Origin of the sequence: Xanthomonas arboricola pv. guizotiae, assembly GCF_002940205.1 — a bacterium.
GTDB classification, from domain to species: domain Bacteria; phylum Pseudomonadota; class Gammaproteobacteria; order Xanthomonadales; family Xanthomonadaceae; genus Xanthomonas; species Xanthomonas arboricola_C.
In genome coordinates, this window is record NZ_MDSK01000025.1 from 15410 (window position 1) to 33748 (window position 18339).

Annotated in this window: 8 protein-coding genes and 2 pseudogenes; 6 read left to right on the forward strand and 4 right to left on the reverse strand. The window is 66.1% G+C overall.

The genetic code is table 11. The features are described 5' to 3' along the window. Positions 1–5: 5 nt before the first annotated feature. On the reverse strand, positions 6–1685 hold the full coding sequence (locus XarbCFBP7408_RS15045) for an OFA family MFS transporter (protein WP_104563646.1): 1680 nt from the start codon (positions 1683–1685) through the stop codon (positions 6–8). Between the two features lie 409 nt (positions 1686–2094). Here XarbCFBP7408_RS15045 and XarbCFBP7408_RS15055 point away from each other — a divergent pair, with 409 nt between their 5' ends. The 6 genes and pseudogenes from XarbCFBP7408_RS15055 (at position 2095) to XarbCFBP7408_RS15080 (ending at position 12241) form a co-directional block, all read left to right on the forward strand. Then, the gene (locus tag XarbCFBP7408_RS15055) at positions 2095–3447 is read left to right on the forward strand and encodes an aspartate aminotransferase family protein (protein WP_104563647.1); all 1353 of its coding nucleotides are present in this window, start codon (positions 2095–2097) and stop codon (positions 3445–3447) included. Between the two features lie 112 nt (positions 3448–3559). Continuing rightward, entirely contained in the window at positions 3560–4417 is an 858-nt protein-coding gene (locus XarbCFBP7408_RS15060) for a plasmid replication/partition related protein (RefSeq protein ID WP_104563648.1), read from the forward strand. Between the two features lie 447 nt (positions 4418–4864). After that, entirely contained in the window at positions 4865–6169 is a 1305-nt protein-coding gene (locus tag XarbCFBP7408_RS15065; RefSeq protein WP_104563649.1) for a DUF445 domain-containing protein, read from the forward strand. Between the two features lie 152 nt (positions 6170–6321). Next, positions 6322–10416, forward strand: a complete 4095-nt coding sequence (locus tag XarbCFBP7408_RS15070; RefSeq protein WP_104563650.1) for a CHASE domain-containing hybrid sensor histidine kinase/response regulator — start codon at positions 6322–6324, stop codon at positions 10414–10416. 32 nt (positions 10417–10448) lie between these two features. Then, positions 10449–10670, forward strand: a pseudogene (locus XarbCFBP7408_RS15075) (response regulator); the annotation flags it as partial. Between the two features lie 143 nt (positions 10671–10813). After that, a complete protein-coding gene (locus tag XarbCFBP7408_RS15080; RefSeq protein WP_104563651.1) occupies positions 10814–12241 on the forward strand; it encodes a DHA2 family efflux MFS transporter permease subunit in 1428 nt (475 codons plus the stop codon). A gap of 467 nt (positions 12242–12708) precedes the next feature. On the opposite strand, the pseudogene XarbCFBP7408_RS15090 reads toward XarbCFBP7408_RS15080, so the two are convergent. From XarbCFBP7408_RS15090 to XarbCFBP7408_RS15100, 3 genes and pseudogenes are all read right to left on the reverse strand, one after another. Next, positions 12709–13331 (reverse strand): annotated as a pseudogene (locus XarbCFBP7408_RS15090) (hypothetical protein). Between the two features lie 40 nt (positions 13332–13371). Beyond that, positions 13372–17754: a phospholipase effector Tle1 domain-containing protein gene (locus tag XarbCFBP7408_RS15095; protein ID WP_104563653.1), complete on the reverse strand. Its 4383-nt coding sequence runs from the start codon at positions 17752–17754 to the stop codon at positions 13372–13374. A 13-nt stretch (positions 17755–17767) separates the two neighbouring features. Further along, on the reverse strand, positions 17768–18328 hold the full coding sequence (locus tag XarbCFBP7408_RS15100; protein WP_104563654.1) for a hypothetical protein: 561 nt from the start codon (positions 18326–18328) through the stop codon (positions 17768–17770). Positions 18329–18339: the final 11 nt, after the last annotated feature.

Sequence of the window (18339 nt, forward strand, 5' to 3'; positions counted from 1 at the left end):
TCATCTCAATGAAACAGCACGAAGGCTTTCTGCAGCGTGACCCAGATGCCCCAGGACATCGGCACGCCGACCGCCAGCCAGGCCAGCGCGACCAGGGCGAGGTTGCCGCCATGCCCGATGCGCGCCATCTGTTCCGGCGGCAGCACCGCCTTGCCGCTGCGGTCCACCTTCTCGTGCGCCAGCTGCTTCTCGCGCGCCAGTTCTTCGGGCGTCATGAAATGACGCGCGGCCACCGGGCGCACCAACAGGTTGCAGATCAGGCCGAGCACGAGCATGCCGGCGAGGATGTACATGGTGGTGTTGTAGACCTGTGACGGCGGGCTGCCGTGGGCCAGCTGGTACTCGCGCATGTAGCCGACCACCACCGGACCGAGGATGCCGGCGGTGGCCCAGGCGGTCAGCAGGCGGCCGTGGATGGCACCGACCATCTGGGTGCCGAACAGGTCGGCCAGATACGCCGGGATGGTGGCGAAGCCGCCGCCGTACATCGACAGGATGATGCAGAAGATGCCCGCGAACAGCGCGATGCCGCCCACACCGCCGGCCGACGGCGCAGCCGCGTACAGGCAGATGCCCAGCACGAAGAACAGCGTGTAGGTGTTCTTGCGACCGAGCTTGTCGGACATGCTGGCCCAGAAGAAGCGCCCGCCGATGTTGAACAGGCTGAGCAGGCCGGTGAAGCCGGCCGCGATGGCCGCGATGCTGGCCAGCTGCGCCGTGTCCAGGCTGCCGAAGCCGACATCCACCCCGATCAAGCGGCCGCCGAACACTTCCTGCAGCATCGGCGAGGACATGCCGATCACGCCGATACCGGCCGACACGTTCAGGCACAGCACGCCCCACAGCAGCCAGAACTGCGGGATCCCCCAGACCTTGCTCACGTGCACGTGGTTGGCGGTGATCATGGCGTTGTTGCTGGCCACCGGCGCGGTCCAGCCGGCGGGGGTCCAGCCACTCGGCGGCACGCGGTAGCCGAACGCGCCAGCCATCATGAACACGAAGTACAGCGCCGCCATCACCAGGAAGGTTTCCAGCACGCCCACCGAGGTCGGCGTGGCGAAGTGGCGCATCAGCGCATCGGCCAGCGGGCTGCCGATCATCGCGCCGCCACCGAAGCCCATGATCGCCATGCCGGTCGCCATGCCGCGACGGTCAGGGAACCACTTGATCAGCGTCGACACCGGCGAGATGTAGCCCAGGCCCAGACCGATGCCGCCGATCACGCCCGAACCCAGCCACAGCATCCAGATCTGATGGAAGTGGATGCCGGCCGCCGAGATCACCAGGCCGCCGCACCAGCACAGCGCCGAGACCACACCGGCCTTGCGCGGGCCGGCACGTTCCAGCCAGCCGCCCCAGATCGCCGCCGAGCAGCCCAGCAGCACGAAGAACAGCGTGTACATCCACTGCAGCTCGCTGATCTTCCAGTCGCAGGTGGTGGCGACCATGCGCGCGAACAGGCCCATGTCGGCCGGGCACGCGATCGCCTCGGTGATGCCCAGCGCCTTGGACAGCGGCAACCAGAACACGCTGAAGCCATAGGCCATGCCGATGCACAGGTGGATCGCCAATGCCGCCGGCGGTACCAACCAACGATTGAAGCCTGGACGCGCAACGATGCGCTCCTTGGACAGCAGGCCGGCGTCTGCGCCGTTGGCGCTCGCCACGGTGGACCCTTGTGTCATTCCCGTTCCCCTAAAAAAGTACGATGAAGTGTGTCCGGAGCGGCCGACGAGGCGGCTGCGCACAGGCGGTGTCAGTGGTCCCGAAAACGATTGATGGCTGCGATCGATTGACGTGTTGCGATAAGGGCAGCGGCGACTACCAGGCCCAACTGGCACTCGTCTGGCGCATCATCGGCGATCGTTGGATCTTTGCAATGCTTCGGCACGCCCCGCAGCCAGTCAAAAACCCGTCATGGCCGTGCCACAAGGCGTTCCCAGAGCTTAGCGGCCGACGCTGCGACTAATTGACTAGTCCGTGCGGATCGGCGCATGCGGGTCCGCAAAGCGTGCTCGCCGTCGCGCTTGGCCGGGGTGACGGCCGATGCGCGGTGGCCGTACAGTCGGACGCTTTCCAGCGACGGAGTCCGCCATGCACGCCCACCCTCCGCGCGACGGCGCGCCTGCGCCGCAGGCACCGGCGCCACTGGACGCGTTCTGGATGCCGTTCACTGCCAACCGCCAGTTCAAGACGCGCCCGCGCCTGCTCGCCTCCGCAGCCGGCATGTACTACCGCGATGTCGACGGCCGCCAGATCCTGGACGGCACCGCCGGGCTGTGGTGCTGCAACGCCGGCCATGCCCGCGAGCGCATCGTGGCGGCGATTCGTGAGCAGGCTGGCAAGCTGGATTTCGCGCCGACCTTCCAGATGGGCTCGCCGCTGCCGTTCGTGCTGGCGCAGCGGCTGGCCGCGATCGCCCCGCCGGGCCTGGGCCATGTGTTCTTCACCAACTCCGGCTCGGAGGCGGTCGATAGCGCGATGAAGATCGTGCTGGCCTACCACCGCCTGCGCGGCGAGGGCCAGCGCACCCGCTTCATCGGCCGCGAAAAGGCCTATCACGGGGTCGGCTTCGGCGGCATGTCGATCGGCGGGCTGCCCAACAACCGCAAAGGGTTCGGTCCCCTGCTGGCCGGCACCGACCATCTGCGCCACACGCTGGATCTGCAACGCAATGCCTACGCACGCGGACTGCCGGCGCACGGCGCCGAGCTGGCCGACGATCTGGAACGCCTGATCGCCCTGCACGACGCCTCGACCATTGCGGCGGTCTTCGTCGAGCCGGTGTCCGGCTCGGCCGGGGTGATCCTGCCGCCGGAAGGCTATCTGCAGCGGCTGCGCGCCATCTGCGACCGCCACGGCATCGTGCTGGTGTTCGACGAGGTCATCACCGGCTTCGGCCGGGTCGGCGAGGCGTTTGCGGCGCAGCGCTTCGGCGTCACACCGGACCTGATCACCGCCGCCAAGGGACTGACCAGCGGCAGCGTGCCGATGGGCGCGGTCCTGGTGGCCGATGCGATCCACGCCGCCTTCATGCAGGGGCCGCAGAACGCGATCGAGCTCTTCCACGGCTACACCTATTCCGGCCATCCGCTGGCCTGCGCCGCGGCGATCGCCACGCTGGACACCTACGCCGAAGAAGGCCTGTTCGACCGCGCGACCACGCTGGGCCCGCAATGGGAAGACGCACTGCACAGCCTGCGCGGGCTGCCGCACGTCATCGACATCCGCAACATCGGCCTGATCGGCGCGATCGAGCTGGCGCCACGCGACGGCGCGCCGGGCACACGCGGCTACGAGGTGTTCGAACGTTGCTTCCACGACGGCGGCCTGCTGGTGCGCGTCACCGGCGATGTCATCGCGCTGTCGCCACCGCTGATCGTCACCCCCGAACAGATCGGGCAGATGGTCGAAACGCTGGGCAGGATCCTGCGCAGCACCGCCTGACGACGAGCGACGCAGGCGCCCGCGCGTAACGCCCGCACGCGGCGCGGTCAAGCGCGCAAAGCCGGGGCAGGCTCACTACAATGCCGGCCCCGCACTTCCCCGCAGTTGCCGCATGAACATCGTTGTCAAAGAAGAACTCAAGGCCTACATCGACCCGCTGACGCCCGACGAACACGAGGCGCTGGAGCGCAGCCTGCTGGCCGAGGGCTGCCGCGATGCGCTGGTGCTGTGGGGCGACGTGCTGGTGGATGGCCACAACCGCTACGGCATCTGCCAGAAGCACGACCTGCCGTTCCAGACCGTGCAGAACCCGCGCTTCCAGTCGATGCAGGACGTGCAGCTGTGGATGATCGAGCAGCACCTGGGCCGGCGCAGCGTGTCGGACTTCCAGCGCGGCGTGCTGGCACTGCGCAAGCGCGAGATCCTGGCCGCGCGCCAGCGCAGCCAGCGCAACGCCGACGCCGCTGCCGAAGCGCCGGCGATGGCCGACATTGAGCAGCCGGCCACCGGCGTCGACCACGACGCCACGCCGGCGGCCACGGACAGCGACAGCCCGCCGTGGGAAGAGACCTCCACCCCGGTCAGCCGCGCCGAGCTGGCGCGCGAGGCCCGCCTGAGCAACAACCAGGTGGTGATGATCGAGCGCATCCACAAGCAGGCCGCCCCGGAAGTGGTGCAGGCGGTCAAGGCCGGCGAGATTTCGATCAGCGCCGCCGCTGCCGTGGCCACCTTGTCCGAGGACGAACAACGCGCCGCCGCGCAGGCCGGCAAGGCCGAGCTCAAGCAGGCTGCCAAGCGCGTACGCGACGCCAAGCGCAAACCCAAGCCCGACGAGGCCGAAGGCGGCGAAGCCGAACGCCGCGACATGAAAGCCCTGCAACGCCGCGTCAGCGAGCTGGAAAACGAAAACGCCGCGCTGCAGGCCAAGGTGACCGCCCTGCAATCGCAGCTGGAGCGCCTGCGCGGCTGAGTACCAAACGGTGCATCACCCGTAGGAGCGCACCCGGGCGCGACGTGGCTGTCCCGGTAACGCCGTCGCGCTCAGGCGCGCTCCTACAAAAAAGCGCCCGACACCAATCGCTGCAACCACCCGTAGGAGCGCACCCGGGCGCGACGTGGCTGTCCCGGTAACGCCATCGCGCTCAGGCGCGCTCCTACAAAAAGCGCCCGACACCAATCGCCGCAACCACCCGTAGGAGCGCACCCGGGCGCGACGTGGCTGTCCCGGTAACGCCGTCGCGCTCAGGCGCGCTCCTACAAAAAGCGCCCGACACCAATCGCTGCAACCACCCGTAGGAGCGCACCCGGGCGCGACGTGGCGTTACCGGTAACGCCATCGCGCCCGGGTGCGCTCCTACGAGGCCATCACGCCCGGCCGTGGACATGCCCTGCTCCGGCGACTGGGTACACTGCGCGGATGGAACCAAGCGTCAGCACTCCCCGCCCCGTCGATCCCCGTCGTGCCCAGCTGCAGCGCATGAAGCTGTTGGCGGTGGCCTTGCTGCTGGCCATGTTCGCCGGCTTCGTCGTCAGCCACCTGATGGGCGAACAAGGCGTCTGGGCCTGGGTCTCGGCCTTCTGCGAAGCAGCCACGGTCGGCGCACTGGCCGACTGGTTTGCGGTGGTGGCCTTGTTCCGCCACCCGATGGGCCTGCCGATTCCGCATACCGCCATCCTGCCGCGCGGCAAGGACCGGCTGGCCGATGGCCTGGCGGTGTTCGTGCGCGACCAGTTCCTCGCCCCCGAGGCATTGATGGACAAACTGCGCGTGTTCGACCCGGCCAGCCGCCTCGGCGATTGGCTGGCCAAACCCGAACAGGCGCGCATGCTGGCGCAGATGGCGCGCAGCTGGATGCTGCAGGCGCTGGACCTGCTGGACGAGGCCGCAGTGCGTCGCGCCATTCAAGGCTTCGTGGTCGACCGCCTGCGCAAATGGAATGCCGCCGCCACTGTCGGCGAGGTGATGGCATTGCTCACCACCGATGGCCGGCACCAGAAACTGCTGGACGAGGTGCTGCTGCGCCTGGGCGAGTGGCTGTATCAGGAGCAGGTCAAGACGCGCGCCTCGGCATTGATCGTGCGCTACGCGCGGCGCGAGTGGCCCAAGCTGGTCGGCACGGTGAACTGGGTCAAGCCGATCGAAGAGATCGGCGACAGCCTGGCCGACCGCATGGCGCGGGCGGCGATCGAGGAGTTGCAGGACATTCTCAAGACCCCCGAGCACCCGATCAGGCTCGACTATGAAGCCTGGCTGCAACGCTACATCGCGCGTCTGCGCGACGAGCCGGCAATGGCCCAGCGCGTGGAAGAACTCAAGCAGCGCGTGATCGAGCACCCGGCCTTGCAGGACTACGTACACGGCCTGTGGGGCGAGATTCGCGATGCACTGCGCAACGATCTGGCGCGTGAGCAATCGTCGATGGCCGCGCACATGGAGCGCTCCATGCAATCGCTCGGCCAGGCCTTGGCGCAGGATCCCTCGCTGCGCGAAGCGCTCAACCAGCACATGTTGCAGGCCGCAGACAAACTCACCACGCGCTTGCGCGCATCCGTGACCGACCATATCGCGTCGACGATGAAAAGTTGGGACGAACGTCACCTCGTCGAACAATTGGAATTGGGTGTCGGACGCGATCTGCAATACATTCGGTTCAATGGAACGTTGGTGGGCGGACTGATCGGGCTTGCCCTTCACGCATTATCGATCTGGCTGGCGTTCTGATGCATTGGCAATGACGTCGATCGCCCACCGGAAGCACGTGCAGACGCTGGGGAGACTGCACGCAGTCCGATGATGGTCAGGCGCCACCACGAAGCCGACCTCGCTGTCGGCCAGCACACCGGGCACGCAACAGGCAAGGCAAAGGGACAGAAATGCCGAATGGCCGCTGGGATCTGCGCAGAAAATACGGGCGCCGTGCATCGATCGGGGCCCTGCTGATTCTTGCCGCAGGTCTGATCGCCGCCATTTTCGCCGGTCTGTCGCTGCAGCGACATAACGAGCTCGAGCGCGAGCAGCGCTTCAACGATGTGGTGCGCGCGCTGACGCGCAACATCAGCGAGCGCATGTACACCTTCGAACACGGGCTGCGCGGCGCACGCGGCGCCTTGATCGGCGCCGGCAGGGATGTCATCAGTCGCGACCGCTTCACCCTGTACAGCCGCTCGCGCGATTACGCGCGCGAGTTCCCCGGCGTGCTGGGCTACGGCTACATCCATCGCGTCGCGCCCGCCGACGAGCAGGCCTTCCTGCAGGCCGCGCGCGCCGACGGTGCACCGGACATCAAGCGCCGGCCGCTGGAGCCCTGGGACGGCGAGCGTTACATCGTGCTGTATTTCGAACCGGAGTCATCGGGCAACCGTCCGATCGGCCTGGACATCGCGTCCGAGCCGCGTCGACGCGCAGCCGCACTGCAGGCCGCACGCAGCGGCGTGCCGATCATGACCTCGCCGATCTCGCTATCCGGTTATCGCATTCCCAGCGAGAGCGGATTCCTGGTGCTGCTGGCAGTGTATCGCGAAGGCATGCCGCTGCAGACGCCGCAACAGCGCATGGCCGCGACCAGTGGCTGGGTGTATGCGCCCTTCAGCGTCGAGCAGATGGTCGAAAGCACCCTGGGCGAGCGCGACGACGTGGCGCTGGATCTGTCCGACCGGAGCGAGCCCACCCACAACTTCTTCCGCAGCGGTACGCCGTCCAGCGACAGCGCGCGTCGCCCGCCGGTGGTCCAGCAACTGCAGATCTACGGCCGCACCTGGATCATCACCGCCCACCCTACCGCCAGCTTCCTGGCCTCGCTCAACCAGACCTCGCCATGGCTGATCGGTGGCCTGGTGCTGGGCGTGTCGGTGCTGCTGGCGGCATTGCTGGTGCTGTATTTCAGCAACGGCCTGCGGCGCGAGGAAGTGCTGCGCAAACAGATGGAGCTGGCGGCACTGGTCAGCCATTCCAGCGAGGCCATCGTTGCCGAGACCCCGGACGGACACATCACCCACTGGAATCCCGCTGCCGAAGCGATGTTCGGCTACAGCGCGGACGAGGCGGTCGGCCAGCACCTGACGATGCTGCTGTCGCCGCAGCCGTATGCGATCCCCGACATCGAGCACGCCGACGAGCGCCATTCGGTCGATACCTCGGCGGCGCAGAGCATGCGCCATCGCGATGGGCATCTGGTCCACGTGCTGGCCAGCAAGGCCCCGATCATCGAACGCGATGCCACCCTGAGCGGGCACTCGCACTTCTTCCGCGACATTTCCGAGCGGGTGCGTTCGCATCAGCGCATCGTCGACCTGAACGCATCGCTCGAACACCAGGTCGCCGAACGCACCAGCGAACTGATGAAGTTCTCCGCGCTGCATCGGGCGATCCTGGCGCACGCCGGCTTTGCCATCATCGCCACCGACTCGAGCGGCTTTGTCACGCTGTTCAATCGCGCTGCGGAAAAACTGCTGGGCTACAACGCCGACGAGGTGATCGGCCGCCGCAAGGCCGGCCAGTTCATCGAGCCGGAGGAACTGCAGGAGCGCGCGCAGCTGCTCTCCGAGCAGACCGGCGCGCCAGTGGCGCACACCTTGGAGGCGATCGCCGCGCTGACCAGCCTGGGCCGCAGCGACACCAGCGAATGGACCTACGTCAGCCATGAAGGCCGCCGCCTGCCGGTGCTGCTGACCCTGAGCACCCTGCGCGACGATAACGATCAGGTGATCGGTTATCTCGGCATGGCGGTGGATCTGACCGAGCAGAAGCTGCACGAGAAACAGCTGCGCCTGGCGATGGACGCGGCCAAGAGCGCCAACCAGTCCAAGTCCGATTTCCTGGCCAACATGAGCCACGAGATCCGCACGCCGATGAACGCGATCCTGGGCATGCTGTACCTGCTCCAGCGCAGCGAACTGCCCGCTGCGGCGCAGGACATGGTGACCAAGATCGACCGCTCCGCGCGCGCGTTGCTGGAGATCATCAACGACATCCTGGATTTCTCCAAGATCGAGGCCGGGCGCATCGATCTGGAACGCGCACCGTTCGACCTCAATCAACTGTTCGACAACATCGCCGACCTGATGCGTTCATCGCTCAGCACCAAACCGGTGGAAATGATCGTCGAACCGCTGCCGCGCGACTGCCGCTGGTTGCTCGGCGATGCGCTACGCATCAACCAGGTGCTGGTCAACCTGGTCGGCAATGCGATCAAGTTCACCGAGCAAGGCGAGGTGGTGCTGTCGGTACGGCGCTTCCCCAGCGGCGATCCGAACAAGTTAAAGCTGCTGTTCTCGGTGCGCGATACCGGCATCGGCATTTCCAAGGAAAAGCAGAGCCTGATCTTCTCGCCGTTCCTGCAAGCCGACACCTCCACCAGCCGGCGTTATGGCGGCAGCGGCCTGGGCCTGACCATCAGCCGGCGGCTGATCGAATTGATGGGCGGCGAGCTGGAGGTGGAAAGCGTGCCCGGCCGCGGCAGCGAGTTCTATTTCGTGGTGACGCTGGAAAAATCCGCCCCGCCGCTGGTCCAGCGCGACCCACCGGCGCTGCCGCCGGAAGCGATGCCGCGGGTGTTGATCGCCGACGACCACGATGCGGCGCTCAACAACCTGGTGCGCATCGCCACCGAACTCGGCTGGCGCGTGGATGCGGTCGCCAGCGGCCAGGCCGCCCTGCAGGCGATCGAACGGGCCAGCGAGCCCTACGACATCTTCCTGCTCGACTGGCGCATGCCCGATATCGACGGTGTGGCGATCGCGCGGCAGATCCGCGCGCGCGCCGTACCCGGCCCGCATCCGGTGATCGTCATGGTCACCGCGTACGAGCGCCGCCTGCTGGAACAGCATCCCGAGCAACAGGACCTGGATGCGGTCATGACCAAGCCGGTCACCAGTGCGGCGCTGCACCGGCTGGTGGAGCAACTGGTCGACGAACGCCCCGGCACGCGGCCGGTAACGCCCACCTTCGTGGCGCGTCGGCTGGAAGGCGCGCATCTGCTGCTGGTGGACGACAGCGAGATCAACTGCGAAGTGGCGCAGCGCATTCTCGAAGGCGAAGGCGCCATGGTCACGGTCGCCCACGATGGCGAACAGGCCATCAACACGCTCAGGCGCGCGCCGGAGCTGTTCCAGCTGGTGTTGATGGACGTGCAGATGCCGGTGGTCGACGGCTATGAAGCCACGCGACGGCTGCGGCAGATCCCGGTGCTGGCCAGCCTGCCGGTGATCGCGCTGACTGCCGGCGCCTTCCGCCCGCAACAGGAGAAAGCACTGGAAGCCGGCATGAACGGTTTCATCGCCAAGCCGTTCAATGTGGAGGAACTGGTCACCGCCATCCGCCACTTCCTGCAGCCCGGTGTGCGGCGCATCCCGTCGCTGCCGCACGAGACCGATGTACAGGGCGGCCCGGAGTGGGAACACGCCGACCCGGAGGTGCTGGATGCGGCGCGCGCACGCAGCCTGTGGCGCGAGCGCGAGCCGTACGAACGCTATCTGCTCAAACTGCTGCGCGACAACCCCGACCCGGCCGAGACCGCAGCCGGGCATCTGCGCCGCAACGAGCTGCCGGCGATCGGCGCGCTGGCGCACAAGCTGCGCGGCGCAGCCGGCTCGCTCGCGCTGCCGGCCCTGGCCGGCGCCGCCAGCGACCTGGAAACCCGCATCGAGCAGGGTCATGACATCACCTCGGCACTGCTCGCACTCAAGGACACCATGCAGCGTACCGCCGCCGCGGTCCACGCCTTCCTGCAACACGGCGGCAGCGACGCCGAAGCAGGCGATGACGATGCCGCGCTGGACGCGGACAGCGTGCAGATCCTGGAAGCGGCCCTGGGCAGCGACGATGCCGACAAGATCGACCATGCGCTGCTGATCTGCGCGCCGCGCCTGCCGCGCAACCTGCAGGAAGCACTGCAGCGTGCGGTGGAAGATTTCGACTTCCGTCGCGCCGAGGCCACGTTGCGCGACTGGCAAGCCACTCGGCTGCACTGACCGCTCGCCACGCCGGTTGGCAAGGAGCCTGCATGCCGCATCGTCCCCTGCTGTGTGTCGACGACGAATCCAGCAACCTGGCCACCCTGCGCCAGCTGCTGCGCGACGATTTCCCGCTGGTGTTCGCCAAGTCCGGCGGCGAAGCGCTGGAGGCGGTGCTCCGCCACACGCCGGCGTTGATCCTGCTGGATGTCGAGCTGCCCGACATGGACGGCTATGCGGTGGCGCGCACGCTCAAGCAGCAGCCCGCCAGCACGTGCAGCGTTGCCCGGCGCGTGCTTGAACCCCGCTCCGCAGCGGCGGACAATAGCCATGTTGCGCCGCACAACACCGTGCGACGCGGGCCGGTCCGATCGCCATCTGCGCGTACCGGTGCGGCCCCGCAACCGAGAGTCCGATGTCCTCCAGCGTGTCCGAGGCCGGCGTCACGCCGCCACGTTATCCCGATTACCGCATCATCTCGCTGATCCTGGCCTGCGCCATCTTCATGGAGCAGATGGATGCCACCGTGCTGGCGACCGCGTTGCCGACCCTGGCGCGCGATTTCGGCGTCGCCGCACCGGCGATGAGCATCGCCATGACCAGCTATCTGCTGGCGCTGGCGGTGCTGATTCCGGCCAGCGGCGCGATCGCGGACCGCTTCGGCCTGCGCCGGGTGTTCGGCGCATCGATCTGGGTGTTCGTCGCCGGCTCGATCCTGTGTTCGCTGGCCGACAGCCTGCCCACCATGGTCGCCGCCCGCGTGCTGCAAGGCGCCGGCGGCGCGATGATGGCCCCGCTCGGACGGCTGATCCTGCTGCGCACGGTGGAGCGTCGTCACCTGGTGTCGGCCATGGCCTGGACGCTGGTGCCGGCCTTTATCGGCCCGATGCTGGGCCCGCCGCTGGGCGGATTTTTCGTCTCGTATCTGGACTGGCGTTGGATCTTCTACATCAACGTGCCGATCGGCATCGCCGGCTTTTTGCTGGTGCGCCGTTTCATCCCGGAAATTCCCACCGACACCACGCCGGCACGTTTCGACCTGCGCGGTTTCGTGCTGTGCGGCACCGCCTTGGGCTGCCTGCTGTTCGGCCTGGAAATGGTCAGCCAGCAGGACGGCATCGGCACCGCGAGCTGGCTGCTGGCCATCGGCGGCAGCGCTGCGCTGGGGTATCTGTGGCATGCACGCCACCACCCCGCTGCGCTGCTGGACCTGAGCCTGCTGCGGATCGATTCGTTCCGCTTGTCGGTGATCGGCGGTGCGCTGATGCGCATCACCCAGGGCGCGCATCCGTTCTTGCTGCCGCTGCTGTTCCAGATCGGCTTCGGCATGAGCGCCGCGCACAGCGGGCGCCTGATCCTGGCCACCGCGCTCGGCGCGCTGCTGATGCGCAGCATCACCCCGCAGTTGCTGCGCCGCTTCGGCTATCGCAACAGCCTGATCGGCAACGGCGTGCTCGCCAGCCTGGGCTACATGGTGTGTGCGTTGTTCCGGCCCGACTGGCCGCCGGCGCTGATGTTCGGCCTGCTGCTGTGCTGCGGCGCCTTCATGTCGTTCCAGTTCGCCGCCTACAACACCATCGCCTACGAAAACGTGCCCGCATCGCGCATGAGCCGCGCCAGCAGCCTGTACACCACCTTGCAGCAACTGATGCTCTCGGTGGGCGTCTGCGCCGGCGCAATGATCCTCAAGCTGGCGATGCTCGCCGGCGATCACACCCAACCGGCGCAACGCGATTTTTCGCTGGCATTCTGCGTGGTCAGCCTGATTTCGCTCAGCGCCACCTGGTGGCATGTGCGTTTCGACAAGGATGCCGGGCAGGAAATGAGCGGGCACCGGGCGTAACGGGTCGGTTCTGATCGCCGACATCATCAGCGTCATCGACGGCATCGTCTTCCAGATTAATATCCTGGCGTTGAACGCTGCTGTGGAGAGGGGAACTGGCAGGATTTTTGAGCCAGTGGCCGGCACCTGCGCCTGGCCTGACATGGCTCGACGCGCCGGACAGGTCGCCGCAGGAATGGAGACGGCGGCTGACCAAGCGCCTCGGGCAACACGGCATGCCATCGGCAGCCAATCCCTCGCTCTGACTGCAGACCGCGGACGTCCTCCTACAACAAGGCGATCACATCCAGTCGCAGTGGCGCGACGCTGTGCCAATCTCCTGCGTGGCAAGCCTGATCTGCGTTAGCACACTTGAAACCATTGCGTGCAAGAGGCCTAATCCGGAAGATGGCCAGGTATAGAGGCTGGATATAACCTCACACGACGTATAGATCGCTCTATTTCCTTGATCGCGCATTCTCGCAGCGTCATCGACGCGCAGCGACCACTCGATACTGACCGCGATCGCCGTAACGCGGCCCCTTCTTTTCCAGCTCCGCACATAATCTGTCTTCGCCGCACGGCACCAGATTGGCACGCGCAACACGATCCAGAAAGGCGATTTCCGCCCTGAGTTGGGCGGCTTCCGCAACAGCCGCTTTTGTGCCGTAGAGCGCGTAGCCGGCGACGATGACGCTGATGGTGCCCGCCACCACCAAAGCAATTGATGCGATCCACATGCGTCGCGTTGTCGTTGTTTCCAGGGAGTGTTGTGCGTGCGCGTAACGCTGGGTCGCCTGCTGGACCGTCTGCTCCGCAGTTGCATCTTCTTGTTGAATCGCTCGGCCGCCGGCTCCAACGTTTGCGTCAGCGCCTGATTGCTCAATTGCGTTAGCCGGGGAAGTGCGCTTTCCACCACGCGACTGACGCGCTGATCGGCACTGTTGACGGCGCTCTGCAGAAGCTTCAGCTGCTCCCGGACCAGATCGTCCAATGCGTGCTCGCGCCGCTGCAGCGTGCCGATCATCGCCGCCAGGGCCTGGATCGATTCTTTCAGCATCCGTTCCGACCCGTTGGCATCGGGAAGTGCGGAGGTGCTCTGCATGTCCATAGTGTCCTCTCGAGGATTTAACTTGTTGCACGTGTTTTGGTTATCCACCGCCGCCGCCCCCACCACCGCCGTCTCCACCCCCACCACCGTCGCCCTGCGGACCGCCTTGCATCGCAGGATTGTTGGCAAACTGCGGCAGTGTCATCACCATCACCGGGCCACGGCTGGTCTGCACCTCTGTTGAGACGTCCATGTTCAGTGCCTGGCGCATGCTCGCCTGTTCCTGAGCCTCCTGCATCGCCTGGGCGTCCAGAAATTCATGCCCTTGTTTGGCAAGGGCCTGGCTATACGGGCTGTTGGCGACGCGTTTCAAGGCCTGTTCGATCGCCAGCTCGTCCTTGCAGTCGATGGCGTACAGCAACTCGTCCACATCCGGATCGCCGGTGATGGTTTTACGCTGGGGCTGCGGCCGATCTTCATGCTCGCCTGCGGCAAGAGACTGTGGCGCGGTGTCTGGTGGCGGGGTGCGTGGTGGTCTCAGTCCAGAGGGGCCATCAGGATCGTACCCATCACGCAGTTCCAACTCGGTAAAGGGCCGCTCACCGCGATCCACGCGCGCCTGCCGCGCTTCTGCGATGCGGTCTTCTGTTTCGAGATCCTGTTCGAGTTGGATGCGCAGCTCACGCATGGAGCGCGCTATTTCCTCCCAGGAGTTCGGATCGGCGGGCACAGCGGCGGGACGGTCGTGCTCATCTGCCAGGGACGCGGAAAGCGGCTCGCGCCTATCGGCCGCGTCCTCGGGTGTGTCGGCGGAGCGGCCAGCGGTCGGCATTTCCCGCGATGCCTTTGCCTCTTGCGCGAGGTGTACGGGCAAGGGCAATGCTGCAGGGGGATCTGGTGCTTCCGGTGCTTGAGCCTTTGGAGTGAGTGCCTGTTGATCGTCGCGGTGTTCTGCGGCCAGCGGGGTTGCGAGCGATGGCGCGGAAGGCGCGATCGCCGCCTGGGCCAGGCGCGCGTCCGCCGGATGCGCGGGCTGCTGCGCATCCCAGGCTTGCGCCGTTATTGACTGTTGGCCGCTGTGCAGGTCCGCAACCTGCTTCTGATCTGCCGGTGCTGTCTGCGCGATCGCCGCGGTCTGCGCTGTCGGCTGCTGGACTTCCTGCAGACGCTCTTCTTGCGTGTGTTGGCTTTGCGGCCGCTGCTGCGCTACGTCGGATGCATGTGCTTGCACAGCCTCTGCCAACTGCTCCTGGCGCCGTTGGGCGACGTCATCCTGGGTAGACCGCTGCTCGGGCTGGCGTGGCGATGTGTCTTGTGCATGGAGCGACGGCGGCGCGCGCGAGACGGCTTCTTGTGCCGGCTCCTGGCCGCGCTGTTGAGTCGCTTGGGCGTGCAGCAGCGGTTGCTCGGCATGTTGCACAGTCTGCGCCTGCAGGCGTTCCTGCTGGCTTTGCTGGGCGTCCTGCGCCTGGCGTGTTTGCTGCTCGCGCCGCTGCGTCTCCTGGGCCTGCTGCTGCGCTTGTTCGCGCTGCTCGGTCTCGTGCGCCTGCCGCTGGACGTGTTCGCGTTGCTGCGCCTCCTGCACCTGGCGTTCTTGCTGCTCCAGCTGCTGCGACCCGTGCTGGCGAAGCTCTTGCAATGCGTGCACCTGCAGCGCCTGTGCGTCCTGCGACCGATCTTCGTGCGCAGCTTGCTCCTGCAGCGTGTGCGCGCGTGCCTGCGCCAGCTGCTGTTCTTGCGCTTGCTGGTCCTCCCGCTGCCGTTCCTGACGCTCCTGCGCGGCGCTGGCCGCCTGGCCCCGTGCCTGTACGTCGAGCGCATGCTGGCTGGAGGGTGCGGAAGACGACGTATCCGCATCTGCTGATCCGTCCGATGCGCGGGGCCCAGCGGCCAGCTGTTGCACTGGCACGGCCGGCTTCTGGTGGGCCTGCACCTCCTGCAGCGCCTGACGAATGTCCTCGGTGCTGGTGACCGCTGCAATGCGCTCTACACCATCGGGGCCGCGTTGCAGATGCGCAATCGGGCTATCGGCGCCAAAGGTGCCACCCGGGCCGCGCTGCAACTGCATCGCACCGTCGCCGGCAAGTCCCTCTGCCTGGCGGGTGCGTTGAGTCGCCAACTCGATCGCTTCACGCCATTGCGGCTGCAACTCGGTGCCGACGATGCGATAGCGGTACTGCGTCTGCTCGCCCTGTATGTCGTGCGGCGTTTGCCGGATGGCCGCAATCGCCTGCGCCTGCTCGGCCAGTGCCGGTTGCAGCATCGCGCGCGTGGTGTCCAGTTCCAGCACGCGATTACCATCGGGTGGGGCACCGTTGCTGGTCCACTGACCGTCCATGTTGCGGTAGTAGCGCTGGCCGTCTGAAGCGATCAACGCATCCGGGTCGGGTAGCGCCTGCTGCACCGCCGGCGACATCGGCAGGCCATCGGCCGCCCAACCGCTGCGATGATGCGCCAGTTCGTAGCGCGCGGCGATCGCGCCGGGACTGTTGGCGATGTTGCGGGCGATGACGTCCTGCGCTTGCGCGTCCAGTTCGGCTTTGCGGGGCGGCAAGGCGGTTTCCTGCACGTAGCTGCCGCGATCATTGGCGCCAGAGATCTCGGCCTTGACCAGACGATGCCACTGACCGTCCGCTGCATCGCGTCGCCAGTCGGCGCTGCTCAGGCTGGGGCGGTCAGTGGCATTGGCCGGCTGGCGATACGGATCCTGTGGAGCGGGCGCATCTTTGAGGGCGAGCGCTGCAGCGGCGTTGGTGGCCTGGTAATTGAGTTCGCGTGCCTTCTCGTAGCTGGCGACGATGGGCATGGCAGTGGGATTGTCCACGCCATCGTTGGTGGTGTCGGCCTTGCCCTCACGCGCCCAAGCGGTGCCGTTGAACGACCACTGGGTGCCCTCGCGATCGGTCTGGGTGTAGATGGCGCGGCTGTCAAGCAACGCGGCGGCTTTCTCGCCAGCGGCACTCAAGAAATACGCATCGGCCGCGATCAGCACCATCGGCCCGGCGCCCGAGCTGCCCAGCGCGTAGGCAGCGGCAGTACCGCCGGCCCAGCCGCCGACGTTGCGGCCGGCAAAGTGCGCAAGCTCCGACTGCGCAGCGAGCGGGTTGTCTTGCGAGAGCAGCGTAGTAATTTTCTCGCCTGACTGTGTGGCGTCATACAGCGTGGCGGCTATGCCCACGGCACCCAGCGCACCGACCGTCGTTGCGCCGGGACGTTCGAGCAACGGCGGTGCATAGGGCATTATTTCCACGTTGGGCGTGCGTAACAGGCGAGCGGTCAACGTATCGCCTTCGGTTACTGCGGCATCGGCCACCTGCGCGGTGCGCTGCACCGACCGCGCGGCCTCTGCCATCGGTGCGAATGCGCTGCGCAGCGGCTCGGGCATCTGCGCGGGCTGGTGCACCACCTCGCCCGGCTGGGCATGGCGCGCATAGTCGGCGGTGAGTTGGTGCACCTGCCCGGCGAGCATGGCGCGGTCCATCTTCGGCGCGCTGCGGAACAGCGCGTTGCCCTCTTCGGAGCGATGAATCACGTTCATGCGCGCATCGGCCGGCTCGTGCATGCGCGGCAGCAACGGCTCGCTGAGCAGGCCGTTGTGGTAATCGGTCATCAGGTTGAGACTGCGCGTACCCAGCCCACCGCGCAGATAACTGCCGCCGATGTCCGAATGCGCGCCGGCCACGGTGACATGCAGGAAGCGGCCGTCGTTGGACAGCCCATGCGGCACGATCTGATCGACCGGAAACAAGCCGCGTCGCTCATGCGCGGCGCTGACCTGAAAGCCCGACACCACCGATGACGGCAGGCGTCGGTCGAACAACTCCATGTAGCCAGTGGGCACCGGGTCGTACAGACCCACGCTCATCGGGGTCAGGCCGGGGGATTGGTGGTAGCGGTTGTAGCGAGGTAGCCCGTTTGCATCAATGCCGCTGATGCCGCCCTTCGGATTGGGAATGCCACGCTCGTCGATCATGCGCGCCAACAATGGGACTTGACTGGCGCCACGGCTGAAACCTTCCAGATGGACAGCGATCTTGGCTTCTGGGTCTATCTTGAATATTTGCTGAGACTGCGTTCTCAACCGCTCATACATTTCCTCTGCGCGCGCCAGGCTGGTGCGGCCGGTGGCCCCATCGAGCGTCCGCGTCAGGAATTCGTCCTGGGTGCCGGCGCCTTCGATGTATTCGACGTGGAGGCGCTGTATACCTGAGTCCTTTAGGCTCTTGATTTGCTCTCTAAACTTGGCAACATTGGTGGCGTACAGCGGATCTTTGTCGGCATTGTTGCCGGTGCCATCCATCAGGCCGACGATCAGATAGGAGTGCGGGTCGGCACGGTCGAATAACTGCGGCACCTTGAAGCCATACAGGTGATGCGCCGCCTGTTCGTAGGTTTGCAGATGCTCCAGGGTGGCCCCGTAATGCGACACGTCATCCAGCGGCAGGCCGTCTTCGCCCAACTGCAGAACGGTCTTCCTGTCCATATCGAGCGCTCCCTCAGTAGGTCTTAGTCCAGGCCAGGATCAATTCATCACGGCTGATTTTTATGAGCGGATCGCGCTCGGGGTCCGCCAGGTGCTTGGTCAGGACATCGGCCCGCATATAGACATTGATCGTGCGGTCGTTGACTTCCAGCAAGATGTAAACGTGATGCCGCCCGTTTGCCGAATAGCCATAGATCAAGAAGAATTCATCTACGTCTTCCCTGGCAACACTGTGCAGAATCACATGGCCGGGAAAGATCGCTTCAAGGTCGATTTCGGCATGGCGATCTATGCCGTCCAGTGCCGTCCAATGGATATCGACCGTACTGGGAAAGCCGCGCGTCTCGAACTCTTCGGTGCTGCCGAAGCTACCGGTCCAGTTGTCTTTCCATTCTGGCCGGGGGGGGGGGCCAGAAGGCTTATGCAGATAATTGGAGTGCTGCTGCCGAGCAAAGACAATGCTGCACCGGATGACGTGATAGCAGCGCGCATCGAACGAATAGCTATCAAACCGCAATGGCCATGGCTCGCCCGGCTTTTTTCTTGCCAGATGCAGATTAGGGATGTTGAACATGTCGGCAGACT